The sequence below is a fragment of the Burkholderia sp. AU6039 genome, assembly GCF_002223365.1.
Classification (GTDB): Bacteria; Pseudomonadota; Gammaproteobacteria; order Burkholderiales; family Burkholderiaceae; genus Burkholderia.
In genome coordinates this window covers 2,021,843-2,047,524 of sequence record NZ_NKFK01000005.1, presented here as the reverse complement: position 1 = coordinate 2,047,524, position 25,682 = coordinate 2,021,843, and the positions used below count along the sequence as shown (strand labels likewise).

The window sequence follows — 25,682 nt, the reverse complement described above, 5'->3', positions numbered from 1 at the left end:
AATTTCTGCTCAGCCTCGATGTGTTGCAACCGTAACAGGAGATTGCCGGCCCGGAAAATTGACCGGGATCAGGGGAAAGCGGGGACGGACTCAAGTTTTTTGCAGGCAAACCGTAATCCAGAGTGCTGCGGACCGATTGCCGCGGCACTTTTCATCGCTCTCGTCCCGTCATGAACCTGAACGCCCTGTTTTCCCGTTTCTCGATCCGTACGCGGATTTTCTCCACGCTCGGCCTCGTTGCCGCGCTGCTCGTCGTCTCGGGGCTGATCGGCCTCGCCGGCATGCAGAGCTCGAACCGCGCGCTCGACGAGGCTTATACGCAGCAACTGGCTGCGAAGACCGCGCTGTCGGCGGCCAGCCTGAACCTGACGATCGTGCGCACGACGCTCGACCGCGCGATGCTGCATCCGGAAGCGCCGGAGGTGCCCGATCTCGTCAAGAAGGCCGAGAGCTATCTCGCGAAGGCCGACACCGCCTGGCGCGGCTACGCGTCGATGCCGCACGACGGCGACGAAGGCCCGCTCGCGAGCCGCCTCGACGCCGCGCGCCAGGCGCTGATCGGGCAGGCGCTGAAGCCGATGATCGACGCGGTCCGCGACGGCCGTCGCGACGAGGCCGACCGGCTGCTGATGTCGGTTGCGCCGCCGCTGTCGGTCGCGCTCACGCAGGCGACCGATGCGCTCGATGCGTACCAGGTCGCCCGCGGCAAGGACGTGTACGACACCGCGCAGACCTATTACGGCTGGATGCGCGCGGGTGCGATCGCCGGTATCGCGTTCGGCCTTGCCGCGTGCCTCGGTTGTGCGATCGGCCTGCATTACGCGATCACCCAGCCGGTGAACCGGCTGCTGTCGCATTTCCGCCGCCTGTCGGAAGGCGACCTGACGTCGGAAGTGCGCTGGTCGTCGCGTGACGAGATGGCCGAGCTGGTCAAGGGCGTGACCGGCATGCAGCGCAGCCTCGCGGATACGGTCCGCCAGGTCAGCCAGGGTTCCGAAGCGATCTCGACGGCGACGCACCAGATCGCGGCCGGCAACACCGACCTGTCGCAGCGCACCGAGGAACAGGCGTCCGCGCTGCAGGAAACGGCCGCGAGCATGGAGCAGCTCACCGCGACCGTGAAGCAGAACGCGGACAATGCGATGCAAGCGCAGGCCTGCGCGGATACCGCGAGCGAGATCGCCACGCGCGGCGCGACGGTGGTGGGCGAAGTGATCGGCACGATGAACGAAATCGACCAGAGCTCGCAGAAGGTCGCCGACATCATCGGCACGATCGAGGGCATCGCGTTCCAGACCAACATCCTCGCGCTGAACGCGGCGGTCGAAGCCGCGCGCGCGGGCGAGCAGGGTCGCGGCTTCGCGGTGGTCGCGGGCGAGGTGCGCACGCTCGCGCAACGTTCGGCGTCGGCGGCGAAGGAAATCCGCACGCTGATCGGCGAATCGGTGGAACGCGTCGCGACCGGCTCGCGGCTCGTCGGCACGGCCGGCGCGACGATGCAGGACATCCAGCAGGCGATCGGCCGCGTGACGGGCATCATGACCGAGATCGCGGCGGCGTCGAACGAGCAGCGCGACGGGATCGAGCAGGTGAACCGCGCGGTGTCGCAGATGGATCAAGTGTCGCAGCAGAACGCGGCGCTCGTCGAGCAGGCCGCGGCGGCGGCCGCGTCGCTGGAAGAGCAGGCCGACGGGCTGCGCCGCGCGGTCGGCGCGTTCCGCGTCGCCTGATCGACCGTGGGCGGCGACGGGCGGGCGCTGGCCCGCCTGCCGTCCGCCCGTTACATCAGACGGCCGCGAGTTGCGCGGCCGCGCGCGACGACGCGACGATCAGCAGCTTCATCGTCGCACGCGTCGCGCCGACGAACAGCTTGCGCGCGGCACGCGCGTCGAGCGTGTCGAAGTCGACCTCGGTGAGGATCACGCACGGCGCCGACTGGCCCTTGAAGCGGTAGATCGAATCGAGCAGCACGTCGCCTTCGCGATACTCCGGGTTGCCGAACAGGTCGTACTTGCCGGTGAAGCTCTTGAGCCGGTGCGGGCCGAGCTGGTCGAGCGGTGCGAGCACCGAGCCTTCGCGGCCGCGATACGACAGCACCGCGATGTCCTGCTTGCGAAAGCCGAGCGACAGCGCATGCGTGATCGCCCGCTTGGTCGCGTCGATGCAGGCGTCGGCCAGTGCGTCTGCCGACGCGCCTTCTTCCCCGTACGACGACACCGACGGATCCGAACCGTCGAACGGGCTGCCCGAGCGCAGCTCGGCCGCCAGCGGCTCGACCCGCCCGACGATGTCGCGCACGAATTCGAGCAGGTCGCGCGGGCTGCGGTAGTTCGTGAGCGCCTTCAGCGTGACCCAGCCCGGCAGCGCGACGGGCTCGCGCATGTACAGGTTCTGCAGCGGATCTTCCAGCCACCACCATGCGCCTTCCGGCGCCAGCAGGCGCGCCAGGGCGGCCGCCCACGGCGCATGGAAATCCTGTCCTTCATCGACGACCAGCACGTCGAAGCGCCAGCGCTCGGGAATCGGCGTTGCCGCGAAGCGCGCCTCGAGCCGCTCGAATTCGCCGGGTACCTGAAAGTCGGGCGTATAGCCGCCGTCGCGCGCGACCCAGTCGCATAGCTGGTGGTAGTTCGCGATCTTCGCGCCGGGCGGCGCGATGCGTGCGATGTAATCGGCGAGCGGCCGGTTGAAGCACACGTAGAGTACGCGCTTGCCGGCCGCGACCGCATCGCGCATCGCCTGCACCGCGAGCTGCGTCTTGCCCGAGCCGGCCGTGCCGGTGACGCGCAGCCGGAACGGCGCGAATTCGAGCTGGCGCGCCCACGCGGCGAGCCCGCCCGACAGCCGCGTGACGAGCGTGCCGGCCTGCCCGACGAGCGCGCTCGTGTCGGGCGTGAGCGCGAGCTCGTCCGCAAGGAAATGGTGGAGCTTCGGCGCGTTCGGAAAGGGTTCGTCGTCCTCGGGCAGGATCTGCAGGATCACCTGCGCGAGCTGCCCCTTGCGCGATGCATCGACGATGCGGTCGGCCGCGACGCCGGCGATCGACGCGTCGCGGATCGAGTAGTCGGGGCAGTACAGCAGCGCCTCGACGCCGTAGACACCCGCGCCAAGCGCGGCCGTCAGGCGCCGATGCAGCGTTTCCTGCGTGCGCGCGAGCTGGATCGGGACATTGCGTTCCTTCTGCAGATAGACCTTCACGAGCCCCTTCGGCGTTTCGCGCAGGAAGCCGGCTTTCTGCTCGATCAGCAGCACGCGGCCGGCCGGGCTCACGACGACGAACGCGGCCTCGCCGAACACCGAGAACGCCTGGTCGGCGCGGGTCCAGTGCACGCCGTGATACACGGTGTAGCTGTCGGGCAGCGCGTGTTCGAGCGCGGCGAGCGTTTCGCGCTCGCGTTCGGCCGCGCCGGTCGCGGCGAGGCTTTTCCAGTCGTCGGGGATGAGGCGGGCCATGGCGTCGGGCGGCGGAAGCCGGCGTGGGCGTGAACGGGTGCGGCTATTGTACTGAGCTATGCACCGGTTCACGACCGCCGTGCCGCGCGGACGTTGGCCGTCAGGAGGAAGAACGGCCCGGGGACGTTACCCGCGGGCGAGCCGTTTCGCGAGATCGGCGCTGAGGATCGCCATGCGCGCGGGCTTTTCGTAGCAGACGACGTCGAACGCGCGGATCACTTCGCTGATGTCGGCCTCGCTCGCGCGGCCGGTGAGCAGGTCACCGGTCAGCACGAAGATCGGTGCGCCCGGGTTGTCGGACGTGCGCACGGCCTTGATCGCGGTGGCGGCCGTGCTGTCGTCGAACAGCCATTCGGTCAGCACCGCGTCGAACGCCTGGCCTTGCAGCGCGTCGACGAACGGCGCGAGGCCGTCGAATGCGGCGGTCGCGAAACCCTGGCGTTCGAGATAGCGGCACAGCTCGGTCGCGCTGACGCGATCGGGGTCGATCACCGCGACGACGAGCTTGTCGCTCTCCGCGCGGCGCGGATAGATCTCGATCTTGTGCACGTCGTACGCGTTCTGGTAAAGCACGCCGGTGTGGCGCAGCACGCGCCAGCGGCCGTTCTGTTCGTACGCGACGAATTCGGGGCGCGCGCCGGCCTCGAGCGGCGCGCCGATCCAGGCGGTGCACGGAATCTCGGCGACGCCCGCGTAAAGGACGGCCTCCTGCGAATAGGCGCCGACCATGCCGGGGTCGAGCGTTTGCGCGCCGAACAGCTGCGCGGCGGGTTCGCCGTACGCTTCGGCGACTTTCTTGATCTGCGCGAGCGTCCAGGGGCTGCTGCCGCGCAGTTTGCGGTGGCCTTGCGAGAAACTCAGGTCGAGGATGCGGCACAGCTCGGTGGTCTGCTGGCGCTTGCCGATGCCGTTGCGGGTCATCAGCTCGCGCACGCGCTCGGCAACCGCGAGGGAATCCGTGGTGATTGCTTCAGTGGTCATGCTACGGGAACGGATCGTGACGTTCAGAACGACGCCTTGCGGCAGTCTCGACGGACAGTCTTCATGACGTCCAGGGGCGAGCCGACCGGCCACGCGCGGAAAAGATAACTTTACCGCAAAATGGTCGTTATTCAGCGTGGCGAAAGGTGCGTTTGTGTGAAAGGTGTGTCACGACGTTACCACCGCCGCCCACATTCGGATGCATTAACGCCTGACAGGAAACAATGACGACAACCTATCCGCTGCATGATGCCCTGACCCGCGCCGACACACCATTCCCGCACGAAGCCGACGTCGTGATCGCCGGCGCCGGCATCATGGGCTGCGCAGCCGCGTATTACCTGGGCCTGCGCGGCCTGAAGGCCGTCGTGCTCGACAAGTCGCGCATCGCCGGACAGCAGTCGACCCGTGCATGGGGCTTCGTGCGGCAGCAGGGGCGCGAAGCGGCCGAGGTGCCGCTGATGATGGCCGGCATCAAGATCTGGGAGGGGTTAGAGGAAACCCTCGGTTTCGATCTCGAATGGCGGCAGGGCGGCTGTCTTTATATTGCGGACAACGAAACGGACTGGGCGTCGTTCAATGCGTGGCTCGCCGTCGCGCGCGAGCACGGGCTGGATACACGCACGCTGACGCGCGCGCAGATCGACGAGCGCGTCAGCGGCCTTTCGCCGCAGGCACGCACGCTCGGCGGGCTGTACACCGCGACCGACGGGCAGGCCGAGCCGCGTCGCGCGGCCGCCGCATTCGCCGCGCGTGCCGCGGAGGCGGGCGCGCGCTTCTTCGAAGGCTGCGGCGTGACCGCGATCGAGACGGCCGGCGGTGCGGTGGTCGGGGTCGTGACCGAGCGCGGCACGATCCGCACGCGGCGCGTGATCTGCGCGGCCGGTGCGACCAGCTTCCGGCTGCTCGATGGCGTCGGCATCCGGCTCCCGCAACAGGCCGTACGCGGCACCTGCATGCGCACCAATGTGGTGCCGCCGGTGTCGGCGTCGACGGTGTGGGGCCACGGCCTCGGTATCCGGCAGCGCAAGAACGGTGCGATCAATCTTGCCGACGACATGCAGGTCGACGTCGACCTGACGCTCGGGCACCTGCGTGGGTTGAGCCTGTTCTGGCCGGAGTTCTGGTCGCAGCGCGACAAATTCCGGCTGCACGTGAACGGGGCCGCGTGGCGCGATGCGCTGGCCCGCATCAACGGGGCGACCGGGCCGATCGAGCCGCGCGATCCGCAGCCGCAGCCGAATCGCGCGCATGCGCCGCGCGCGCTCGCGAAGCTCAAGGCGATCTTTCCCGCGCTGAAGGACGCGCAGATCGTCGAGGCCTGGGCCGGCCTGATCGACGTGCTGCCCGACGGCATTCCGGTGATCGATGCGCCGGGCGCGCCGTCCGGGCTCGCGATCGCGACGGGATTCTGCGGCCACGGTTTCGCGATGGGGCCGATCGTCGGGCGGCTGCTGGCCGAATGGATCGACACGGGCGCGCCGTCGCTCGACCTGTCGGCGTTTCGTGCGCAGCGCTTCGTCGACGGCACGATGGTGCGGCCGCGCAGCATGCTGTAACGGACGCATCGACGTGATGACGTCGGCCGGCCGCGGCCGACCCATCGTAGAATCGAGCCCGCATCCTTCAGGAGATTCCCCGTTGGCTTCGCCCTCCGCCCAGCGCCGCTCGTTGCGCTCACGCCTGCGTCGCGCCCGCAACCCGTGGCAGGCGCCGCGTGCGCGCACGCTGTTCACGCGTCCCGCGACGTCGCCGCGGCGCACGCTGCTGTTCCGGATCGGCGCGGTCGTGCTGCTGTGCACGCTCGCGTTCCTCGTGCTGTATCTCGATCGCGACGGGTTGCGCGATTCGACCAAGAGCACGCCGATGACCGTCGCCGATCTCGTGTACTTCACGATGGTCACGGTCGCGACGGTCGGCTATGGCGACATCGTGCCCGTCACCGCGCGGGCGCGCCTGATCGATGCGTTCTTCATCGTGCCGATCCGCATCGTCATCTGGTTCATTTTCCTGGGCACGGCGTATCAGTTCGTGATCCAGCGCGTCATCGAGGAATTCCGCATGAAACGCCTGCAGAAGCAATTGTCCGATCACATCGTCGTCTGCGGTTATGGCCTGTCCGGCTCGATCGCGGTGCGCGAACTGCTCGAGAGCGGCGTCGATCCGGCGACGCTCATCGTGATCGACTCGCAGCAGCAGGCGATCGAGGCCGCGACGTCGCTCGGCGTGGCGGGATTGCTCGGCGATCCCGCGCACGAGGATCTGCTGCAGCAGGCACAGGTGCGCGAAGCGAAGGCCGTGATCATTTCGGTGACCGACGATCCGACCGCGATCCTGCTCACGTTGTCGGTGCGCAGTATCGCGCCCGATACGAAGATCGTCGTGCGGATCCAGGAGAACCTGTATCAGCGGCAACTGCGGCAGGCGGGCGCCGACGTGATCGTGTCGTCGACGAAGATCGGCGCGCTGCTGCTCGCGGATGCCGTGCATAGCCGCTATATCGTGCCGTTCGTGAACGACATGCTGTCCACGCGCGGCCGCGCGACGCTGCTCGAGCGCGAGGCGATGCCGCAGGAGGTCGGCTGCATGACGAACGTCGTGCCGGGCGCGATCGTCGTCGGGCTCGATCGATGCGGGAAGATTTTTTCGTTCTATGAAGACCCGCCGTGCCGGATCGAGAAAGGGGACACGCTGGTCGTGATTCAGTCGGCGCGGATTCCGGATCCGGATGTTTGACGGCTCGTATGGCAACATGGCCGACCGGTTGCCGCTGATGCAGGGAGGCGGCGCCGGTCCGGCGCACGCGAGGGATCGGCCCGCGCGAACGGGCCGCGAAATCAGAATTGAACGGGGCAATGAAAAGAATGATCGAGAGAGAAAGCGGGGCGACAAGGAACCCGCATGACGCAGATGGGCCGCACGCGTTTTCGAAGGGGCGCATGAGCCGGTCGGTTCGACGCGCCGTCAAGGTGGGCACAGGGCTCGCGGTGCTGGTCGCCATGACCGCCTGCGACCAGGTCGGCATCGCGGTACCCGACGACATCAAGCCTGCTGTCGACACGTACAAGCTTTCCGGCATGTCCGTTTCCGACATGACGAAGCCCGACATCCGGCGGGCGCTGGTTCAACTGAGCCGGGAGGCTTGCAATCGGGACGCGATGGGCCGAATGGCCGCGCAGATCGATGCGCTCGGCTACCGTCGCGAAAGCGCGTCCGCGCTGATCGGGTTCGTCGATCGATGCGGGCGCGCGGACGGTTTCCTGAGTGCTGCCGCGAACGACCTGATGGCCGTGAGCGATTTCAAGGGCGCCGTGGAGGTCTCCGACCGGCTGATCGCAAACAACCCGTCGGAACCGCAGTATTACTTCGATCGCGGGCGCGCAAACGAAGGCTGGCAGCGCGACGATGCGGCATTGTCGGACTACATGCAGGCGCTGGCTTTGTCGACGAACCTGGCGACAGTCACCAGCAACCTGTTCATCCGGATCGCCGACCTGCATGCGAAGGCCGGCCGCTACTGCGATTCGGTCAGTGCGATCCGGATGTGGGTGTCGGCGGATCCGGAGCGTGCGGACAACACGCAGGCGAAGGGGATGATCGCGCAGTACGCGTCGCATGCGAGTTGCCCGTCGACGTATGCGGCCGGACAGGAGAGTTTTGCCAGGCAATCGGGCAATACGATTCGCGTGAAGGCGAAGGTCAACGGCATCGAGGGTGTGTTCATCGTCGACACGGGCGCGAGCTATGTTTCGCTAAGCGAAGCGTTTGCCCGGCGCGCGCAGGTTCCGACGGAGCAAGCCAAGCGGATTCGTCTGCAGACAGCCAATGGTGCCCGTGACGGACTGCTGGCCCAGGCCCGCGCGGTCAAGGTCGGTGCGGTCGAAGCGTCGGACGTGCCGGTATCGGTCGATGCGGGCGGCAAGTCGCCATACGGCGACGGCATCGATGGCTTACTCGGCCAGTCTTTCCTGTCCCGTTTCGAGGTGTCGTTCACGCCGACGCGTTGGTCGATCAGCCAGCGCTCCTGACCGGACCGTGGCGTGAGTGGGCCTCCTGCGTGAAGACTGGGCGGGCATCCGCCGGATCGGCCTGGAAGGGCCGGTTGCCTATTCGCCTGCCGACATCGCGGCGATCTTTGCGCACATGCTGGATCGACCGGTGCGGCCGGTGGCGCTCGAACCATAGTGCAGCTCGCGTTCGCCCCACAGCACGTGACGTCGTCCGCAGTCATGACGCGGGTGACGTCTCGCGATGCGGGCCGGACGGGATCGGGTGTCGCGTGCGTTTCGTTCAGCCCCGGCCGACGAACGGCATCGCGGTCGCCATGATCGTCATGTTCAGGATGTTCGTGTCCAGCGGCAGGTTCGCCATCTGAACGATCGCGTTCGCGACATGCGTGACGTCCATGCGCGCCTCGGCTGCGAGGCTGCCGTCGGCTTGCGGGACGCCTTGCGTCATCCGTTCCGTGAGCGACGTCGCGGCGTTGCCGATGTCGATCTGGCTGCACGCGATGTTGTACCGGCGGCCGTCGAGCGCCAGCGACTTGGTGATCCCGGTCACCGCATGCTTGGTGGCCGTGTACGCGATCGTGTCGGGGCGCGGCGCATGGGCCGAGATCGAGCCATTGTTGATGATCCGGCCGCCCTGCGGCGTTTGCGCTTTCATCAGGCGCCACGCGGCCCGCGCACACAGGAAGACGCCGGTCAGGTTGGTCGCGACGACGCTGTTCCACACGTCGAATTCGTATTCGTCGAGGGAAACCGGCGGCGCGTTGCGGCCGGCGTTGTTGAACAGCACGTCGAGCCGGCCGAACTGCTGCGCGATCCGGGCGAACGCGTGGTCGACCGAGGCTTCGTCGGTGACGTCCGCAGGAAACACGTGCGCGTCACCGCCGGCGGCGCGGATCGCGTCCTGCGTGTCGCGCAACGATGCCTCGGTGCGTCCGAGCAGCGCGACGGTGTAACCGGCCTGGGCGAGCGCGATGGCCGCCGCGCGACCGATGCCGGAGCCGGCGCCGGTGACGGCTGCGAATTTCGTGAAGACAGACATGGCTTGATTTCCTGCGGGTTGAAAGAGGGGCGAGGTGGCCGACGACCGGGATCATCGCCACTTCGGCAATGTAGTCGAAATGCGCGGTGCACATGTTCAAGCGACACCGTCAGGTACGCGCGATGGCGTGATGACCTCGGCTACTTCTTCCGGCCGGGAGTGGCCTTCCGCGCCCGCGTGCCTGACTCCGCGAACAGATCGACGACCACATCGCGCAGCCACTTGTTCCCTTCGTCCTGATGGACCCGCGTATGCCAGAGCATGTGAATCGGCGCGCCCGGCACCGTGACGGGCAATGCGCGCCAGCCCAGCGAGAACGGTGCCGCGAGCTGCTGCGCGAGATGTTCGGGCACCGTCGCGATCAGGTCGGTGCGCTGCAGGATGTAGCCGACGCTCATGAAGTGCGGCACCGTGAGCCGCACCTGGCGCGCCACGCGGCGGCGCTTCAGCCATTCGTCCACCTGCCCGTGACCAGTGCCGGCCGACACCACGACCAGATGTTCGGCATTGCGCCACGCGTCGACCGTCAGCGGCGCGTCCTCGAGCGGATGGCCGCGCCGGAACAGGCACACATAGCGCTGATCGAACAGCCGGCGCTGATAGAAGCCGCCCTTGAGCTGCGGCAGCAGGCCGATCGCGAGATCGACGCGGCCATCGGCCATTTCGTCGCCGAGGTTGACGCTCGTGTCGCGCACGGTGTTGAGCGCGATGCCCGGCGCCGCTTGCGACAGGTGTTCGAGCAGTGCGGGCAGGAACACGACTTCGCCGATGTCGGTCATGCCGATCGTCAGCGTGCGCGTGGCGCGCTGCGGATCGAAACCGGTCTCGGGGTTGAGCGCGGCGTGCAGCGTCGCGAGCGCGTGCGATACGGGTTCCGCGAGGCGCAGCGCGAACGGCGTCGGCACCACGCCGCCGGGCCCGCGCACGAACAGCGGATCGCCGAGCCGGCGGCGCAGCTTCGCGAGTGCATTGCTCACGCCCGGCTGGCTCATGTTCATCTGCTCGGCGACGCTCGACACGCGCCGTTCCTGCATCAGCCGCTGGAAAAGCAGCAGCAGGTTGAGGTCGATATCGCTCAGTTCCATGGGTCGGGCCTCGCCGGGTTCATTGCATTCAGTGATGAAGCAGATTCCGGTCATTTTATTGCGGGATGAAAGTCCGCTCCCGAGAATACCGATACGGCCCATGCATTCGACATGACCGCTGCGCATGCCGCAGACCCCACATCGGAATATCGGAGACACCTTCATCATGCAGACGAACCTGAAGATTGCGATCGTCGGCGCCGGGATCGGCGGCCTGACGCTCGCGCTTGCCTTGCGCGAGCACGGCATCGACGCGCAGCTCTACGAACAGACGGAGGTGTTGCGCGAAGTCGGCGCGGCCGTCGCGCTGTCGGCCAATGCGACGCGCTTCTACGAACGGATGGGATTGCGGGCGGCCTTCGATGCGGTGTGCGCGGACATTCCAGGGCTCGTCTATCGCGACGGCCGCAGCGGCGCGGTGATCGGCCATCATCGCGGCGCCCCCGACTATCGCCGACAGTTCGGCGGCGCGTACTGGGGCGTGCATCGTGCGGATCTTCAGGCGCTGCTGTCGAAGGCGGTCGGCCTCGACGCCATCCATCTCGGCCATCGGCTGACCGATCTCGCGCAGCATCCCGATCGCGTCACGCTGTCGTTCGACAACGGTGTGCGCGTCGACGCCGATCTGGTGATCGGCGCGGACGGCGCGCGCTCGATCACGCGGCGCTGGATGCTCGGCTACGACGATGCGCTGTATTCGGGGTGTTCGGGGTTTCGCGGCGTGGTGCCGGCCGCGCGGCTGAGCCTGTTGCCCGATCCCGAGACGCTGCAGTACTGGATCGGGCCGCACGGGCACCTGCTGCACTATCCGATCGGCGACGACGGCGACCAGAATTTCCTGCTGGTCGAGCGCCATCCGTCACCGTGGCCGTCGCGCGACTGGGTGATGCCGTCGGAAGAGGGCGAGCAACTGCGTGTGTTCAGGGACTGGCATCCGGCGGTGGTGCAGATGATCACCGCTGTGCCGATCAGCCAGCGCTGGGGGTTGTTCCACCGGCCGCCGCTCGGCCGCTGGAGCCGCGGGCGCGTGACGCTGATCGGCGACGCCGCGCATGCGCTGGTGCCGCATCACGGGCAGGGCGCGAACCAGTCGATCGAGGATGCGGTGGTGCTGGCCGAGCAACTGGCCAAGGCCGGGCCAGGCAACTGGCGCGAAGCAAAGGAAGCGTATGAGCGGCTGCGTCGCGGTCGCACGCGCAAGGTGCAGTACGCGTCGATCTCCGTGGCCGATGTGTTGCACCTGCCCGACGGGCCGGCCGCGCAGGCGCGCAATGCGCGTTTGGCCGAGCGCGACAGCGTGCTGCATCACCTGGACTGGATTCACGATTTCGATGCGCTGGGCGGGGAGCCGAGCGAGCGGCAGGGCGGCACTTGGCTTTGAGTCTGCCAATCTGGATCAGGGGCGCGGCGGCTAGCGCGACGAGTGCGCCATCAGGCGCGACAGGCTCGCCGGGATTGCATTCGCCGGGCATGACGTGGGTCGACGGCCCGCGGCCCGCCGGTCACCGGCCAGCCTGACGAAAACGGGCGGGGCAACGCCCGCCGTCACTTCACGCATTCGAGCGCGTACTTCAACCCCTGCCCGAGCAGCCCGCGCCATACATCCCACGTGTGCCCGCCGTCGACGATGCGCAGCTCGGCCGGGTTCTGCGCGCGGCGCAGCTGCGTGTACAGCACGCTCGATTCGGCCTGGATGGTCAGGTCGTCGTCGCCGACCGCGATGAACATCGGGATTCGCCAGCTGCGCGCGAAATAGCCGCGCATCAGCGCCGGGTAGTTGAGCTCGTGCCACACGCGCGGGTCGAACTGCCGGTCGCCGAACACGCCGACGTAGCGCGCGGCGGAATTGAGCGGCGGCTCGTTCGCGTAGATCGCGGGGCTCAGCAGCATCGCGCCGCAGAACAGCCCGGGTTCGAGCAGCGAGAAGCGCAGCGCGCCGAAGCCGCCCATCGACACGCCGCCGATCGCGCGGCCCGCCCGCTGGTTCGACACCGCGAAGTGCGCTTCGACCTCGGGCAGCAGGTCGTTGAGGAACGCGCTCTGCATCTTCTCCTTGCGGTCGACGTACCAGTCGGTGCCGCCCTGCGGCATCACGATCACGACCGGCGGGATCTCGCGGCGCTCGATCAGCGTGTCGGCGGTGGCCTGCAGCCGGCCCTGCGTGACCCAGTCGTTCGCGTTGCCGGCGTTGCCGTGCAGCAGGTACATCACCGGGTAGCGCGCGCCTTCCGGGTTGTAGCCGGGCGGCAGGTAGACCGTGTACGACCAGTCGCGCTTCAGCGACGCCGACCGGAACGTGCGCAGCACGACGCTGCTGCCCGGATTGAGCGCGGGCTCCTGGGCGGCCGACGGGGTCGTCGCGGTCTGCACGGCCGGTGGCGGCGACGCGGGCGCTGCCACCGGCGCGGGCGGCGTGGCGCGGGCGGTGGCGATGGAGCCGGCGATCAGGGCGGGGGCGAACGCAAGGGCGAGTCGGCGCATGTCGAATCGTTTCAGGAGAGGCGCCGGCTATCGTAGCAGCGGCGCATGACGGCGCGGCGCGTCATCGCCGCGAACGGAACGGCAGCCGCGCGACGAGCGGCCCGTAGAGTTTGGCGACGAGATACAGCAGGCCCATTGCGACGACGTCGGCAATCAGGCCGAGCTTCACGTCGAGATAGCCTTCGGTCGCCTGGTAGAGCACCGAATCGACCGCGAGCGAGATGGCGGTGCCCGCGACGAAGCACAGCAGCCCCTGCCGGCCGATCGTGCCGATCCACGGCATCGCGTGCGCAACCTTCTTCATCCAGCCGAGGTGGACCAGCTTGGCCGCGAGCCATGCGATCGCGAGGAAGTTCGCGAGCCGCAGCGCGCCGAGGTTCTGCTTGATCGACGGGTCGGTCGGGAACGGCTCGATGCGCAGCCGGTAGTACGCGCCGGCCGCGACGATCGCGAGCGCCGCGGCCGTCAGCAGCCAGCCCTGCGGCTTCGGCGCGAGCGTCTGGTAGACGGGCTGGCAGCGCGCGATCACGCCGAGCACGAACAGGAACTGCCATGCGAACGGATTGAAGTCCCACGGCGCGCCTTCGACGGTCGGCAAAAAGCGCGCGACGTGCGGCGCGGCGTACCACAGCGATCCGCTGAACGCGAGCAGCAGCCACGGCTGCGTGCGCGCGAGCGGCAGCGTGAGCGGGACGAGCAGCGCGAAGAACGCGTACATCGGCAGCACCGACGCGAGGTACGGCTGGCGGCGGAACAGCAGGATGTCGCGCAGCGCGGCGAGCGGCTTGTGGAGCAGACCGTCGAGATCGTTGGTCGGCATGTTCGGGCCGTCGATCGCGAACGCGTTCAGCGCGGCCGTGATCAGCAGCATCAGGCCGGCTGTTACGAGGAATGCACGGTAGATCTCGAACGCGCGCCGGATGAAGCGCTGGCGCGCGGCGGCTTCGTCGTGCCGTTCGGCGAGCGAGTTGTACGCGATCGCGGTGGCGAAGCCGCCGAGGAACACGAAGACCTCGGCCGCGTCGCACAGCGCGTAAGCGTGCAGCGTCACGCGCGACAGGATGCTGCCGCCGATATGGTCGACGACGATGACGAGCAGCACGAGGCCGCGGAAGAAATCGAGCTCGGCGTAACGGCCGGCCCGGGCCGGTGCGGTCATCGGACCGCCTCCCGGCGCGGGCCGCGGGCGCGACCGGCACGCGCCGCGCATGAATCGGGGGGAAGCATGACTTCGTGAAGAAATGACGAACGGATGCGCATTGTGCCACCGATGCGGCGCGCATCGGGTTTACGCGGATGGCCGGCCGTCGTGCCGCTGCCGATAAGCCGGGTCAGGCAGTCTGCGCAACGGGGCAGTTGGACGAGCGCAACGGTTTGCGCAGGGTTCAGCTACCCCGATGGACGGACGGTTTGCGACGTGACACCATTTTGACCTCACGCGGCCGCACACCGCGTCGTCCGCCCTGCGGGCCACACCTAAAACAGACCAAACATTCGCCGGGCGCTCGACCCTGCCCGGCCCCCGGCTCCGGAGATCCGTCATGAAGAAGCACGTCATTTTTGCCGCCGCGCTAGCCGCTTTCGCCGCGCCGGTCTTCGCCCAGAACAGCGTGACGCTGTACGGTGTGATCGACGAAGGCTTCAATTACACGAACAACGTGAACGTCAATGGGGTCGGAAAAACGAATTACCAGCTCGCGAGCGGCTATGCGCAGGGCAGCCGCTGGGGCCTGAAGGGCAGCGAGGATCTCGGCGGCGGGCTGAAGGCGATCTTCACGCTGGAAAACGGTTTTGACGTGAACAACGGCCGGCTCGGCCAGGGCGGCCGCATGTTCGGCCGCCAGGCGTTCGTCGGGCTGAGCGCGCCGCGCTTCGGCACGCTGACCCTCGGCCGTCAGTACGATTCCGTCGTCGACTATCTCGCGCCGCTCACCGCCAACGGCAACTGGGGCGGCACGCTGTTCTCGCACCCGTTCGACAACGACAACACGGACAACTCGTTCCGCGTCAACAACACGGTCAAGTACGCGAGCGCCGACTGGAACGGCCTGACGTTCGGCGGCACGTACAGCTTCAGCAACAGCACCGGCTTCTCGAACAACCGTCAATACAGCCTCGGCGCGCAGTATTCGCTGGCCGGGCTGCAGGTCGCGGCTGCGTACCTGCAGGCGAACAACCCGGGCATCGGCAGCGCGGGCGCGATTTCGGCCGACGACGCGAACTTCGTCGCCGACCGCCTGCGGATCTTCGGCGGCGGCGTCAATTACACGTTCGGCCCGGCCACGGTCGGCTTCGTCTACACGAAGACGGACGTGAAGAACCCGGTGTCGACCGTCTACCTGCCGGCTTCGACGTTCGCCGGCCTCGGGCTGACCGCGACGAAGTTCCAGAACTTCGAGATCAACGGCAAGTACCAGCTCACGCCCGATTTCTATCTCGGCGCGCAGTACGTGTACACGGACGGCAAGTACGATGCCGCGGCCGGGACGTTCAAGCCGAAATACCACACGGTCGGCCTGATGGCCGACTACAGCCTGTCGAAGCGCACCGACGTGTACCTGCAGGGCGCGTGGCAGAAGGTGGGCGGCGACAAGACCGGCACGGCGGCCGACGGCGGCTACGTGGTCGGGACGGACGGCCCGTCGGCGTCGTCGAACCAGTTCGCGGTGCGCGCCGCGATCCGCCACAAGTTCTAAAGTTCTGACCGGGCGGCGCCGGGGCGGGTGCGCCGGCGCCTGCCGTCAATCCGCCCGGGGCGTGGCGCCGAGCGTTTCCGCAAGCCAGTCGACGAAGATCCGCACGCGCGGGGCGAGATGCCGGCCGGTCGGAAACACCACCGACACGGGCAGCGGCTCGGCGTTCCATTCCGGCAGCACCTCGACCAGCGAGCCGTCGGCGAGCAGCGGCCCGAGCCCTTCGCGCGGCGCCTGGATCAGCCCGAGGCCCGCCAGACAGCACGCGAGATACGCCTGCGAGCTGTTGACCGACACGACGCTGCGCATCTTGACCGCGTGCAGCCGGCCCGAATCCATATCCGCATATTCCCAGTCCAGCTCGCGGCCCGTGCGGCTCGAGAAATAGCCGACCGCGACGTGATCCGGGAGCTCGTCCGGCGAGCGCGGGGTGCCGTGCCGCTCGAGATACGCGGGCGCCGCGCAGTTGATCTGCGCCAGTTCGCCGATGCGCCGTGCGACGAGCGACGTATCGGACATCGCGCCGACCCGCACCGCGCAGTCGATGCCATCGGCGACGAGGTCGACGAAGCGGTCGGTCGTGCCGATCACGACGCGCAGGTCGGGGTAGCGCGCGTGGAAACCCGGCAGCGCCGGAATCACCTGGTTCAGCGCGAAGCGCTCGGGCAGGTCGACGCGGATCGCGCCGCGCGGCGTCGTGCCGGCGTCCTCGAACAGCGTCTCCGCATCGTCCAGATCGGCCAGCAGCCGCATGCAGCGCTCGTAATAGGTCGCGCCTTCGGCCGTCAGCGCGACGCGCCGCGTCGTGCGCTGCAGCAGGCGGACCTTCAGGTGCTTTTCCAGATACTGGACGGCGTTGCTGACCGTCGGGCGCGGCAGTTGCAACTGCTCGGCCGCTTTCGTGAAGCTGCCGAGATGGGCGACGCGCGCGAAGATGCGCATTGCTTGCAGATGATCCATGCGGGGCGGGTGCGTGGGTGGAGAGGAGCAGGCTCCATTGTTAATCAGCGTCGAATGGTTTGGTTGAGTGTTTCGCGTTTATCGCGCGCCGCGATACGCCCAGAATCCGGCCTGTTCATTCATCACTCGAGGAAACGGATATGGAAACGCGTGAACTGGGTCGGACCGGCCCGCGGGTGTCGGCAATTGCACTCGGCTGCATGGGGATGTCGGACTTCTACGGCCCGGCCGACCGCGACGAAAGCATCGCGACGCTGCACGCGGCGCTCGACCACGGCATCACGATGCTCGACACCGGCGATTTCTACGGGATGGGCGACAACGAGATGCTGATCCGTGATGCACTGCGCGGCCGGGCCCGCGACCAGGTGCTGATCAGCGTGAAATTCGGTGCGCTGCGCGATCCGGCCGGCGGGTTTGCCGGCTACGACGCGCGGCCGGTGGCGATCCGCAACTTCGTCGCGTACTCGCTGAAACGGCTCGGCACCGACTACATCGACATCTACCGGCCGGCGCGCGTCGATCCGGCGGTGCCGATCGAGGAGACGATCGGCGCAATCGCCGATCTCGTGAAGGCCGGGTACGTGCGCCATATCGGCCTGTCGGAAGCCGGCGTGGACACGATCCGCCGCGCGGCGGCCGTCGCGCCGATCTCCGACCTGCAGATCGAGTATTCGCTGCTGTCGCGCAGCATCGAGGCCGGGATCCTGCCCGCGTGCCGCGAACTCGGGATCGGCGTGACGGCCTACGGCGTGCTGTCGCGCGGGCTGCTGGGCGGACGCTGGAGCACGGCGCGGGAAGGCGAGCGCGATTTCCGTGCGGCGAGCCCGCGCTTCCAGGGCGAGAACCTCGCGCACAACCTCGCGCTCGTCGATGCGCTGCGCGCCATCGCCGACGAGAAGGGCAGCAATCCGGCGCAGGTCGCGATCGCGTGGGCGCTGTCGCGCGGCGGCGATATCGTGCCGCTGATCGGCGCGCGCAAGCGCACGCAACTTCAGGATGCGTTGCAGGCGATTGGGATGCAACTAACGGCCAATGACATCGCCCGCATCGAAGCGGCGGTCCCCGCCGGGGCGGCTGCCGGTGAGCGTTATCCGGCCGCACAGATGGCGCACCTCGACAGCGAGCAGGGGCGGGGGGCATCTCACGGGGACTGATCGGCGCGGATCGGCAATGGTTTCGGTGCAGGCTCCGTATTCGGCTCGAATCTGAGGGCCGGGGCCGGGGCCGGGGCCGGGGCCGGGGCTGAGGCTGGAGCTAGGGCTGGAGCTAGGGCTAGGGCTAGGGCTAGGGCTAGGGCTAGGGCTAGGGCTGGGGCTGGGGCTGGGGCTGGGGCTGGGCTGGGGCTGAGGCTGAGACTGAAGCCGGGCCGGCAACCCCGATTGAAGTGCATGGCCGGCCTGGCCCGACTCGACGCCGGCGGCGCGTTTTTCGCTGGCCCGCAACGCGCCAGCCCATCGCCACAATCGCGCCGCCGCCCCATCCGGCAAGCCCTAGCCAGCCTCAGGCAAAACCAGATGGCGAGCGGCGCGATCGGAGTTCACCATCGGCGCCGTACTCAACCGGACGGAACGCCTTTCATGCAAGTTCATACGCTGACGATCATCGCGGTGGTCTTCCTGCTGGCCGGCGCGGTCAAGGGGATGATCGGGCTCGGGCTGCCGACGATCGCGATGGGGCTGCTGACGCTCGCGATGCCGCCGTCGGCCGCCGCGAGCCTGCTGCTCGTGCCGTCGTTCGTCACCAATGTGTGGCAGTTGTGGCTCGGCCCGTCGTTCGGGCCGCTGCTGCGCCGGCTGTGGCCGCTGCTCGCCGGCCTGACGATCGGCACGCTCACGGGCGGGCTGCCCACGCTCGCGGCCGGCAGCACCTGGACGCATGCGGCGCTCGGCGTGGTGCTGATCCTCTACGGGCTGTGGGGGCTGGCCGCCGCGCGGCTGCCCGCGCCGGGCCGCCATGAAAAATGGCTGTCGGCCGTGGTCGGCTACCTCACGGGCGTCGTGACGGCCGCGACCGGCGTGTTCGTCGTGCCGGCCGTGCCGTACCTGCAGGCGCTGCGGCTGTCGAAGGACGACCTGATCCAGGCACTCGGGCTGTCGTTCACCGCATCGACGATCGTGCTCGGCCTGCAGTTGCGCGTGACGGGCGCACTGGAGACGGTCGATCTCGGCGTGTCGGCGCTCGCGCTCGTACCGGCGCTGGCGGGCATGGTCGGCGGGCAATATGCTCGGCGCGTGATGAGCGAGAAGGCGTTCAAGCGCTGCTTCTTCGTCGGGCTGATCGCGCTCGGCGCATATATGGCGGCTTCGGGGTGGCTGTAAGCGGGCATCGCTGACGAGCGCGATGCCCGCTGTCCGCTGTCCGTGACGCGCCCGAGGCCGGTTTCGACAACCGCGGCCTTCGGGCGCGTTCACCGGACGTGGGGCACCTCGCTCAGGCCGGGTCGGCGTACTTCAGCGTCCAACCGAACGTGCGGGTCGCGCCCGCGCCGAGGGCAAACGGCTTCGTCGTGCAGGCGAAGTTCGAATGCAGCTGGCCCACCGGCGTCGTTGACAGCGGATTCGTCGTGCCGTTCGCCGTGTCGAAGGCCGACAGCGCGCAGGTGTCGAACCCGGACGCCGCATAGCCGGTCGCGGCGCTGTTCGCGTAGGTCACCGACACGCCGTCGCCGTTCGCCTGCGTCGACGCGAAATCCGCGAACGACGTGAAGTCCGTCTCGACCGACAGGTTGCCGGTGAGCGAGCCCGTGCTCAGCGTGTCGCTGCGGGTGACCGACCCATGCGCGAACGTCAGCACCGTATGCACCTGCAGGTCGAGATCCGTCGTGTACGCCGAATTCTTCGACGCGAGCCGGAACTTCGCGGTATCGAACGACACGATCACCTGCCCGTTGGTTTGCTGGACGTTCAGGTTCTTGTAGTACGTGACGGGAATATAGGTCTTCCCGTTGTACGACACCTGCGGCACCAGCAGCGCGTAGCCGAGATCGGTCGTGCCGTAGATCAGCTTGTCGGAGAACGGCACCGGGTAGTACGGCGTGTACGAGTTGTAGTCGGGCGCCTGGCTGAGGTTCAGGTTGATCACGCGCCGGCCGTCGCGCACGGTGACGAGCGCCGCATTGTACGGATGCGCGGCGTCGCCCGGCTGGTTGTACCAGGTGAGCGTGTAGTGCGGCAGCGCGTCGAGCCACGCGTTGTAGTCCGTGTCGGCCATCGGCGCCTTGCCGCCGAAGCCGAGCTTGTTCCACCACGCGTTCACGTACAGGTATTGGTGCAGCAGGCTGAAGTTCTCACCCATCACGCGCGGCTTGCCGCGATACGCGTCCGTGCCGCGGCCCTTGACCCACATGTTCACCGAAGGTGTGGGCAGCGACGGGTCGTACCAGTATGTGTCGAAACGCTGCGCGGCCTGATAGATGAACTTGTATGCAACCTGCTTCTCCTGGTCGGTCAGCACGCCGGCGTTGGCCGCGGCCGTCAGCACCTCCATGAACGCCGAATCGCCGTACGGGCCGATCGAGCGGCCGTAGTTGAAGCCCTGGCCGTTCGCGTTCAGCTGCGGCAGGATCAGGTCGACCGACTTGCGCAGATAGCCCTTCAACTCGGGCGTGAGGTTCGCCTCGTTGCCCATCTCGAACGTGCGCTCGGTCACTTCGCCGATCAGCAGCGTGCTGTAGCGGTCGAAGCGAGCCTGGTCGTAGTAGGTCGTGTGCGTGTTCGACGCTTCGTCCGAGAACCCGCCCGACGAGTCGTTGCGGATATGGTTCGTGAGCGTGTACAGCAGCGCGTCGCGCGCGCCCATCGTCGCGACCGACGGATCGGTCTTCGATGCAAACGCCGGGCTGCTCCAGCCGAGCTTCTGGCGCAGCCCGGCGATTCCGTAGGACACCGCATAGTAGTTCTGCGCGGTGTTGAGGGAGGCGATGTCGATCGGCGTGCCGGCCGCGGGGCACGTATCGGTCTTGCCGCTCGCATCGGGGCCGAACATGTCGCAGAAGGTGAGCCGCCGCTGCAGGGTCGCGAGCATCGCGTCGCTGAAGACTTCGTTGAGCATCCCGTGCGCCTTCAGGTTGTTCAGCGCGACGAGGTAGTAGTACTCGCCCCAGGACGTATTCGCATACGTGTAGTTGCTGCCCGACTGCGCCATCATCGCGGTCGTGATCGTCTGGTACGTCGCGAGGTAGCTGGCGTATTGCGGATCGTTCTTCGACTTCATGTCGATCAGGATGTACGACAGGCCGAGCGCGAGCTTGCCCGGCAGGAATTTGTCGCCGGTGTTCGTGTCGAGCACGTGAACCGGCGTGCCGTCGCCGAGATCCATCACGACCTGCGTGAAGTCGGGCGATTTCCGGATCAGGTCGAACAGTGCGCGCATCTGGCCCATCATCGTGACCGGAATGTTCGCGCCGGCCGGCACGCTGGTGTCGGGCGCGCCGTAGACGAGCGCCTGCAGCGAGTTCGACGCGAGCGTCGGTGTCGTGGACGGGGGCGGCGAAGATGACGACGGTGGCGGCGTGTCGGTCACGTCGTTGCCGCCGCAGGCGCTGACGAACAGGACGGAAAGGGCGCTGAGCGCGGCGCCGAGCGCGAATCTGCTGCGCGGATGCATTGTGTCTCCAGTTTTGAATAGTGATGAAGCACGGGCGGGTGTAGCCGTGCCGCGCTCGATGCCCGTACCCGGCCGCCGTCTCGCAACCCTGATCCCTGAAGACGGACGGCCTGAATCACTTGTCGAGCGGGCAAGCGTTCTCCCTGCGCGGGCCGTGACCGGCGTCGCGCGGATGTATTGGAAAACGTTTTCCTAATTTAGGCAGCCATCGGCGTGATGTCAATGAACTTTCACGTCGGAAGGGGCGGGAAAAACCCGGATGGTGGGAAGGCGGGAGTAAAGGGGGGGAACGAAATATTGCAGAATTTACCGGGATTTCTTCTTGGTAACGCAGGGTGCGGCGAAGGATGTCGATGCGGAAACGACGGCCGGAAGGAATGTCCGCCGATGCGGGTTCGATGGATTTGTAAAGAAAACGTTATCCATAAGAATCGGGATGAATTCGACGGACATCGGGGCGCGATGGCGACCGGCAACCACGTCGTTCCGTCGAGACTAAAGCTGTGCCTCGATCGCGGCCTTGTCGATCACCGACCAGACCTGACGGATCTTGCCGTCATGAAACTCGTAGAACACGTTCTCGCAGAACGTGACCTTCCGGCCGTCGACGGCGAGCCCCATGAACGTCCCGCTCGGCGAACAGGCGAAGCGCAGCCGGCATGCGATGCGCGGCGGCTCGCACACGAGCAGCCGGATGTCGAAACGGAGATCGGGAATGTCGCGGAAGTCCTGTTCCAGCATCGCGCGGTAACCGGCGAGGCCGAGCGGCCGGTCGTTGTGAATCACGTTATCGGAGACGTATTCGCCGAGCGCCGGCCAGTCCTGCCGGTTCAGGCAGTCGATGTACGCGCGGTAGCGGGTTGCAAGATCGGTGTCGGTCATGGCCGTGCCTCCTTGTATCGACGGGATGAGTCGGATGCGGCGCGCGTCACCGCGGCGCGGTTTCGCCGGACAGGAACGCGACGAACTCCCGCGTGTACTTCGGCAGCGCATCGAACGACCGCGCGCACAGCTTCAGCCGACGATGGCTCCACGCATCGGACAGCTCGACGAGCCGCACGTCCATCGTCTGCATCGCGCGCTCGGCCGCATGACGCGACACGATGCCGATGCCCACCCCGCTCGCGATCACGCGGCAGATCGCATCGAAGCTCTTCAACTGCACGCGATAGCGGATTCGCTTGCCGAGCGCGCGCGCCTGGTCGGCGAGATGCACCTGCAGCGCGCTGCCGTCGGTGAGGCCGATGAAGTCGGCATCGGCGATCGAGTCGAATGCGACCTTATCCTGCGACGCGAGCGGATGCGTGGCCGGCACGACGACGATCAGCCAGTCCTCGCGGAACGGTTTCTGTTCGAGCCCGCCGAGCCCGACCGAATCGGCAACGATACCGACCTCGGCCGTCTTGTTGCGGATCGCATGCACGATCTCCTGGCTCGAGCGCTCCTCGACGCTGATCGACAGCTTCGGATGATGCGGCAGGTAGTCGGCCAGCGCGTCGGGCAGGTATTCGCTCAGCGACGCCGTGTTGCACAGCAGCCGGATATGCCCGCGCAGCCCCTGGCCGTATTGCTGCAGCTCGCCGCGCATGTGGTCGATCTGCTGCAGCACGGTGCGCGCGTGGTGTTCGAGCGCGCGGCCGGCATCGGTGGCCTGCGCGCCCGACTTGGTCCGGTGCAGCAGCGGCACGCCGAGCTCGTCCTCCATGCCGCGGATGCGCTCGCTCGCGGCCTGCAGCGTGATGTGGGTCCGCTCGGCGCCGCTCGTGATCGTGCCGGCCTCGCAGATGTTCAGGAAGAGCCGCAGGTCGGTCAGGTCGAAGCGCATGATGGGTGGGGCGATCGTATTGGAATGGCCGATAAGTTAGCAGGGAACCGAGGCCCGGGTCTCAGGCACAGCTTGAGGCCCGATTCGTCGGTTCCGCATTTTCGGGGCGCGATCGATGGCGGATCATGGCCGCACATCAACCGGGGAGCCTGTCATGCAGATCGATCCGTCGTGGGGCGTGTCGTTCAAGATCGCGTTGCACGTGCTGTTCCTGTGCATCGGCATCGCGTGGGCCGGTTCCGAACTCGCCGCGTGGTTGCGTTGAACGTCGCGGCGATCGCCGCCTCGTGCCTATTGAAAACAAATCCGCCATAGTTTTCCGAGACGAAAATTCTTCCGCTTTCCTGCAAAAAGACCATCAAGTTTTCCTGAATCGGACCGTATTACCGGTAGCGAATGCCGGCCGGCATCCGGTTCGTGATCGTTTGTCATCATTGTTTGCATCCGGTTACACGTCGGCCGTTCCGTTTTTGAGATGCTTGAAAGATTGTCAAACCGGAGTCGGATCGTCCATGAAAACGCGCGAGATTCACCGCAACGCGGCGTGGCTGCCAGGCCTGGCAGCCGTGCTCGTCATGGCCGGTTGTGCAAGCACGCAGTCCGTTCCGCCGAGCGACACGCTGGCGGGACAGCCTTCGCCGTCGAGCCAGCCCGCCGCTGCGCCGTCGGCCAATACACCGCCGCCGGCGCCGATTCTCGTCGCGCAGAAGTACGTCGTGAAGCGCGGCGACACGCTGACGGGCATTGCGTCCGCGAACGGCTGCAGCGTTGCCGACCTGCGCACCTGGAACAAGCTGGGTGCGAACGGCAGGCTGCGCATGGGGCAGGTGCTGCGCATCGTCAAGCAGCAGCCATTGCCGGCGCCGGGTGCACCCGGCACGCAGGTGGCCGCATCGTCGGCGTCGGGCAATAGCGCGGCGAGCAACCCGGCAGCTACGCAGACCATCGCGTCGAGCGCGAGCGACCGTCAGGTCGTCAAGGAAACGAAGCGGCATGCGGGCGGCGTCGCGCTCAAGTGGCCCGCGAGCGGCAAGATCGTCGACGGCTTCCGGCCGGGGCAGAACCGCGGCATCCAGATCGCCGGCCGGCCGGGCGACCCGGTCCGCGCCGCGGCCGACGGCCGCGTGATGTACGCGGGCACCGGCCTGAACGACTACGGCAGCCTGATCATCGTCCAGCACAACGCGGATTTCCTGACCGCCTATGCGCACAACCGCAAGCTGCTCGTGAAGACGGGCGACATCGTGCGCCAGGGCGACGAGATCGCCGAGATGGGCGACCTCGACAACTCGCGTGTCGCGCTGCTGTTCGAAGTGCGACGCGACGGCAAGCCGGTCAATCCGATGCCGTACCTGCCTTCGTCGCAAGGGTGAAGCCGGGCCGTTTCGCTGGAACGTCGCGGCGGTCGCTGCTACGCTAGGGTCTGTTCATGCAAGTCCCGCGCTTCGCGGGGCCGACGGTCGTCTTTCGGGGAAGCGCGGCGAATGCCGTCGCGGGCCGGCTGTCGGCGTGATCGGGTGCGCTGTTTCACTGCGTGCCCGAGCTGCTTCGTGCCACCGATTCCGACAGAACTCACGACATTCATGGAACACTCTCCGACACGCCGCTCGCTGTTGCTTGCCGCCGTTGCCGCGCCGTTCGTCGCCGCGTGCACGTCCGCGCCGGTCGCCGACCAGGGGCGCGCCCATACCGCCCAGGCTGAACTGGCCGCGCTCGAGAAGGCCTCGAATGGCCGGCTCGGCGTGGCCGCGCTCGATACGTCGAACGGCGTACGCATTGCTCACCATGCGCGCGAGCGCTTCCCGCTGTGCGGCACCTATGCAGTCGTCGCGGCCGCCGCGATGCTCGCCCGTGGCTCGCTCGACGCGTCGCTGCTGCCGCGCCGCATCCTGTACCGCCGTTATGAAATCGTGTCGGGCTCGCCGATCACGGAAAGCCACGTCGACACGGGCATGACCATCGAGCAGCTTTGCGTGGCGATGCTGCAGTCGGGCGACAAGGGCGCCGGCAACCTGCTGATGGGCGTGCTCGGCGGCCCGCAGGCCGTCACGTCGTTTGCGCGCGAGAGCGGCGCCACGTCGTTCCGCCTCGATCACTGGGAACCCGAACTGAACAACGCGGCGCCCGACGACGAACGCGACACGTCGACACCGGTCGAGATGGTCGACATGCTGCAGCGGCTGCTGCTCGGCAACACGCTGCAGGAGCCGCAGCGCGCGCAACTGACGGAATGGATGGTCGGCGGCGCGCGCGGCGCGACCGGCATCGCGGCGGGCGTGCCGCCCGGCTGGCGCATCGCGGACAAGGCGGGCACGGGCGGTTACGGCACGACGACCGACGTCGCGGTGCTGTGGCCGCCGTCGCGTGCGCCGATCGTGATGGCCGTGTCGTTCACGCAGCCGCAGGCCGCTGCAGCGGCCCGCGCGGACGTCGTCGCGTCGGCGGCGCGCATCGTGGCGGGCGCGCTCACCGCGACGGCCTGAGCGTCCCGCGCCTCGCGCAAAGCCGGCGTTTGGCTTATCGTGTCGGACAGTGCGCGCCGGGGTC

Annotated in this window: 21 protein-coding genes; 11 read left to right on the top strand and 10 right to left on the bottom strand. The window is 67.6% G+C overall.

The features are described from left to right. Positions 1-170 precede the first annotated feature (170 nt). Positions 171-1,730, top strand: coding sequence for a methyl-accepting chemotaxis protein (locus CFB39_RS26870; protein WP_089427209.1), 1,560 nt, complete (start codon positions 171-173; stop codon positions 1,728-1,730). A 55-nt stretch (positions 1,731-1,785) separates the two neighbouring features. Here CFB39_RS26870 and CFB39_RS26865 read toward each other — a convergent pair whose 3' ends face one another. Both CFB39_RS26865 and CFB39_RS26860 read right to left on the bottom strand, forming a co-directional pair. Further along, positions 1,786-3,453 carry an ATP-dependent helicase gene (locus CFB39_RS26865; RefSeq protein WP_089475111.1) on the bottom strand — a complete coding sequence of 556 codons (1,668 nt, stop codon included), beginning with the start codon at positions 3,451-3,453 and terminating at the stop codon, positions 1,786-1,788. 126 nt (positions 3,454-3,579) lie between these two features. Then, positions 3,580-4,434 carry a helix-turn-helix domain-containing protein gene (locus CFB39_RS26860; RefSeq protein ID WP_006485970.1) on the bottom strand — a complete coding sequence of 285 codons (855 nt, stop codon included), beginning with the start codon at positions 4,432-4,434 and terminating at the stop codon, positions 3,580-3,582. A gap of 224 nt (positions 4,435-4,658) precedes the next feature. Between CFB39_RS26860 and CFB39_RS26855 the strand changes: the two genes are divergently transcribed. The 4 genes from CFB39_RS26855 (at position 4,659) to CFB39_RS39675 (ending at position 8,619) form a co-directional block, all read left to right on the top strand. Continuing rightward, entirely contained in the window at positions 4,659-5,993 is a 1,335-nt protein-coding gene (locus tag CFB39_RS26855; protein ID WP_089475110.1) for an FAD-binding oxidoreductase, read from the top strand. 82 nt (positions 5,994-6,075) lie between these two features. Next, positions 6,076-7,170 carry a TrkA family potassium uptake protein gene (locus tag CFB39_RS26850; RefSeq protein ID WP_069251854.1) on the top strand — a complete coding sequence of 365 codons (1,095 nt, stop codon included), beginning with the start codon at positions 6,076-6,078 and terminating at the stop codon, positions 7,168-7,170. 203 nt (positions 7,171-7,373) lie between these two features. After that, a complete protein-coding gene (locus CFB39_RS26845; RefSeq protein ID WP_174972360.1) occupies positions 7,374-8,462 on the top strand; it encodes a retroviral-like aspartic protease family protein in 1,089 nt (362 codons plus the stop codon). A gap of 16 nt (positions 8,463-8,478) precedes the next feature. After that, positions 8,479-8,619, top strand: a complete 141-nt coding sequence (locus CFB39_RS39675; RefSeq protein ID WP_256991458.1) for a hypothetical protein — start codon at positions 8,479-8,481, stop codon at positions 8,617-8,619. A 105-nt stretch (positions 8,620-8,724) separates the two neighbouring features. Here the strand turns inward: CFB39_RS39675 and CFB39_RS26840 are convergent, their stop codons facing one another. Together CFB39_RS26840 and CFB39_RS26835 are read right to left on the bottom strand one after the other, a co-directional pair. Next, a complete protein-coding gene (locus CFB39_RS26840; RefSeq protein ID WP_089475109.1) occupies positions 8,725-9,483 on the bottom strand; it encodes an SDR family oxidoreductase in 759 nt (252 codons plus the stop codon). Between the two features lie 140 nt (positions 9,484-9,623). Next, positions 9,624-10,568: a LysR family transcriptional regulator gene (locus CFB39_RS26835; RefSeq protein WP_089475108.1), complete on the bottom strand. Its 945-nt coding sequence runs from the start codon at positions 10,566-10,568 to the stop codon at positions 9,624-9,626. Positions 10,569-10,734: 166 nt separating this feature from the next. Here CFB39_RS26835 and CFB39_RS26830 point away from each other — a divergent pair, with 166 nt between their 5' ends. Further along, positions 10,735-11,949 (top strand): FAD-dependent monooxygenase, encoded by a 1,215-nt coding sequence (locus CFB39_RS26830; RefSeq protein WP_089475107.1) that lies wholly within the window; start codon positions 10,735-10,737, stop codon positions 11,947-11,949. Positions 11,950-12,113: 164 nt separating this feature from the next. On the opposite strand, the gene CFB39_RS26825 is transcribed toward CFB39_RS26830, so the two are convergent. Then, positions 12,114-13,049 carry an esterase family protein gene (locus CFB39_RS26825; protein ID WP_089475106.1) on the bottom strand — a complete coding sequence of 312 codons (936 nt, stop codon included), beginning with the start codon at positions 13,047-13,049 and terminating at the stop codon, positions 12,114-12,116. A gap of 61 nt (positions 13,050-13,110) precedes the next feature. Beyond that, positions 13,111-14,208, bottom strand: coding sequence for an OpgC domain-containing protein (locus CFB39_RS26820; protein ID WP_046548090.1), 1,098 nt, complete (start codon positions 14,206-14,208; stop codon positions 13,111-13,113). Positions 14,209-14,590: 382 nt separating this feature from the next. Here CFB39_RS26820 and CFB39_RS26815 point away from each other — a divergent pair, with 382 nt between their 5' ends. Further along, positions 14,591-15,745, top strand: coding sequence for a porin (locus tag CFB39_RS26815; RefSeq protein ID WP_089427217.1), 1,155 nt, complete (start codon positions 14,591-14,593; stop codon positions 15,743-15,745). Between the two features lie 45 nt (positions 15,746-15,790). Here CFB39_RS26815 and CFB39_RS26810 read toward each other — a convergent pair whose 3' ends face one another. Further along, positions 15,791-16,702 (bottom strand): LysR family transcriptional regulator, encoded by a 912-nt coding sequence (locus CFB39_RS26810; protein ID WP_089427218.1) that lies wholly within the window; start codon positions 16,700-16,702, stop codon positions 15,791-15,793. A 140-nt stretch (positions 16,703-16,842) separates the two neighbouring features. Here CFB39_RS26810 and CFB39_RS26805 point away from each other — a divergent pair, with 140 nt between their 5' ends. Beyond that, entirely contained in the window at positions 16,843-17,859 is a 1,017-nt protein-coding gene (locus tag CFB39_RS26805; RefSeq protein WP_089475105.1) for an aldo/keto reductase, read from the top strand. Between the two features lie 423 nt (positions 17,860-18,282). Next, positions 18,283-19,023, top strand: coding sequence for a sulfite exporter TauE/SafE family protein (locus CFB39_RS26800; protein ID WP_089475104.1), 741 nt, complete (start codon positions 18,283-18,285; stop codon positions 19,021-19,023). 112 nt (positions 19,024-19,135) lie between these two features. On the opposite strand, the gene CFB39_RS26795 is transcribed toward CFB39_RS26800, so the two are convergent. From CFB39_RS26795 to CFB39_RS26785, 3 genes are all read right to left on the bottom strand, one after another. Beyond that, entirely contained in the window at positions 19,136-21,310 is a 2,175-nt protein-coding gene (locus CFB39_RS26795; RefSeq protein WP_089475103.1) for a hypothetical protein, read from the bottom strand. Between the two features lie 495 nt (positions 21,311-21,805). Further along, a complete protein-coding gene (locus tag CFB39_RS26790) occupies positions 21,806-22,192 on the bottom strand; it encodes an ester cyclase (RefSeq protein ID WP_089475102.1) in 387 nt (128 codons plus the stop codon). A gap of 46 nt (positions 22,193-22,238) precedes the next feature. Beyond that, positions 22,239-23,135 carry a LysR substrate-binding domain-containing protein gene (locus CFB39_RS26785; protein ID WP_089475101.1) on the bottom strand — a complete coding sequence of 299 codons (897 nt, stop codon included), beginning with the start codon at positions 23,133-23,135 and terminating at the stop codon, positions 22,239-22,241. A 512-nt stretch (positions 23,136-23,647) separates the two neighbouring features. Here CFB39_RS26785 and CFB39_RS26780 point away from each other — a divergent pair. After that, positions 23,648-24,508, top strand: a complete 861-nt coding sequence (locus CFB39_RS26780) for a peptidoglycan DD-metalloendopeptidase family protein (RefSeq protein WP_089475100.1) — start codon at positions 23,648-23,650, stop codon at positions 24,506-24,508. A gap of 210 nt (positions 24,509-24,718) precedes the next feature. Continuing rightward, on the top strand, positions 24,719-25,618 hold the full coding sequence (gene bla, locus CFB39_RS26775) for a class A beta-lactamase (RefSeq protein ID WP_089475099.1): 900 nt from the start codon (positions 24,719-24,721) through the stop codon (positions 25,616-25,618). Positions 25,619-25,682 lie beyond the last annotated feature (64 nt).

Excerpts from the sequence above, each read along its gene's own strand:
- bla (WP_089475099.1), top strand. The coding sequence starts at position 24,719 with ATGGAACACTCTCCGACACGCCGCTCGCTGTTGCTTGCCGCCGTTGCC.
- CFB39_RS26805 (WP_089475105.1), top strand. The coding sequence starts at position 16,843 with ATGGAAACGCGTGAACTGGGTCGGACCGGCCCGCGGGTGTCGGCAATT.
- CFB39_RS26785 (WP_089475101.1), bottom strand. The coding sequence starts at position 23,135 with ATGCGCTTCGACCTGACCGACCTGCGGCTCTTCCTGAACATCTGCGAG.
- CFB39_RS26855 (WP_089475110.1), top strand. The coding sequence starts at position 4,659 with ATGACGACAACCTATCCGCTGCATGATGCCCTGACCCGCGCCGACACA.
- CFB39_RS26810 (WP_089427218.1), bottom strand. The coding sequence starts at position 16,702 with ATGGATCATCTGCAAGCAATGCGCATCTTCGCGCGCGTCGCCCATCTC.
- CFB39_RS26845 (WP_174972360.1), top strand. The coding sequence starts at position 7,374 with ATGAGCCGGTCGGTTCGACGCGCCGTCAAGGTGGGCACAGGGCTCGCG.
- CFB39_RS26870 (WP_089427209.1), top strand. The coding sequence starts at position 171 with ATGAACCTGAACGCCCTGTTTTCCCGTTTCTCGATCCGTACGCGGATT.
- CFB39_RS26830 (WP_089475107.1), top strand. The coding sequence starts at position 10,735 with ATGCAGACGAACCTGAAGATTGCGATCGTCGGCGCCGGGATCGGCGGC.
- CFB39_RS26840 (WP_089475109.1), bottom strand. The coding sequence starts at position 9,483 with ATGTCTGTCTTCACGAAATTCGCAGCCGTCACCGGCGCCGGCTCCGGC.
- CFB39_RS26860 (WP_006485970.1), bottom strand. The coding sequence starts at position 4,434 with ATGACCACTGAAGCAATCACCACGGATTCCCTCGCGGTTGCCGAGCGC.
- CFB39_RS26795 (WP_089475103.1), bottom strand. The coding sequence starts at position 21,310 with ATGCATCCGCGCAGCAGATTCGCGCTCGGCGCCGCGCTCAGCGCCCTT.
- CFB39_RS26780 (WP_089475100.1), top strand. The coding sequence starts at position 23,648 with ATGAAAACGCGCGAGATTCACCGCAACGCGGCGTGGCTGCCAGGCCTG.
- CFB39_RS26835 (WP_089475108.1), bottom strand. The coding sequence starts at position 10,568 with ATGGAACTGAGCGATATCGACCTCAACCTGCTGCTGCTTTTCCAGCGG.
- CFB39_RS26815 (WP_089427217.1), top strand. The coding sequence starts at position 14,591 with ATGAAGAAGCACGTCATTTTTGCCGCCGCGCTAGCCGCTTTCGCCGCG.
- CFB39_RS26825 (WP_089475106.1), bottom strand. The coding sequence starts at position 13,049 with ATGCGCCGACTCGCCCTTGCGTTCGCCCCCGCCCTGATCGCCGGCTCC.
- CFB39_RS26790 (WP_089475102.1), bottom strand. The coding sequence starts at position 22,192 with ATGACCGACACCGATCTTGCAACCCGCTACCGCGCGTACATCGACTGC.
- CFB39_RS26820 (WP_046548090.1), bottom strand. The coding sequence starts at position 14,208 with ATGACCGCACCGGCCCGGGCCGGCCGTTACGCCGAGCTCGATTTCTTC.
- CFB39_RS26865 (WP_089475111.1), bottom strand. The coding sequence starts at position 3,453 with ATGGCCCGCCTCATCCCCGACGACTGGAAAAGCCTCGCCGCGACCGGC.
- CFB39_RS26800 (WP_089475104.1), top strand. The coding sequence starts at position 18,283 with ATGCAAGTTCATACGCTGACGATCATCGCGGTGGTCTTCCTGCTGGCC.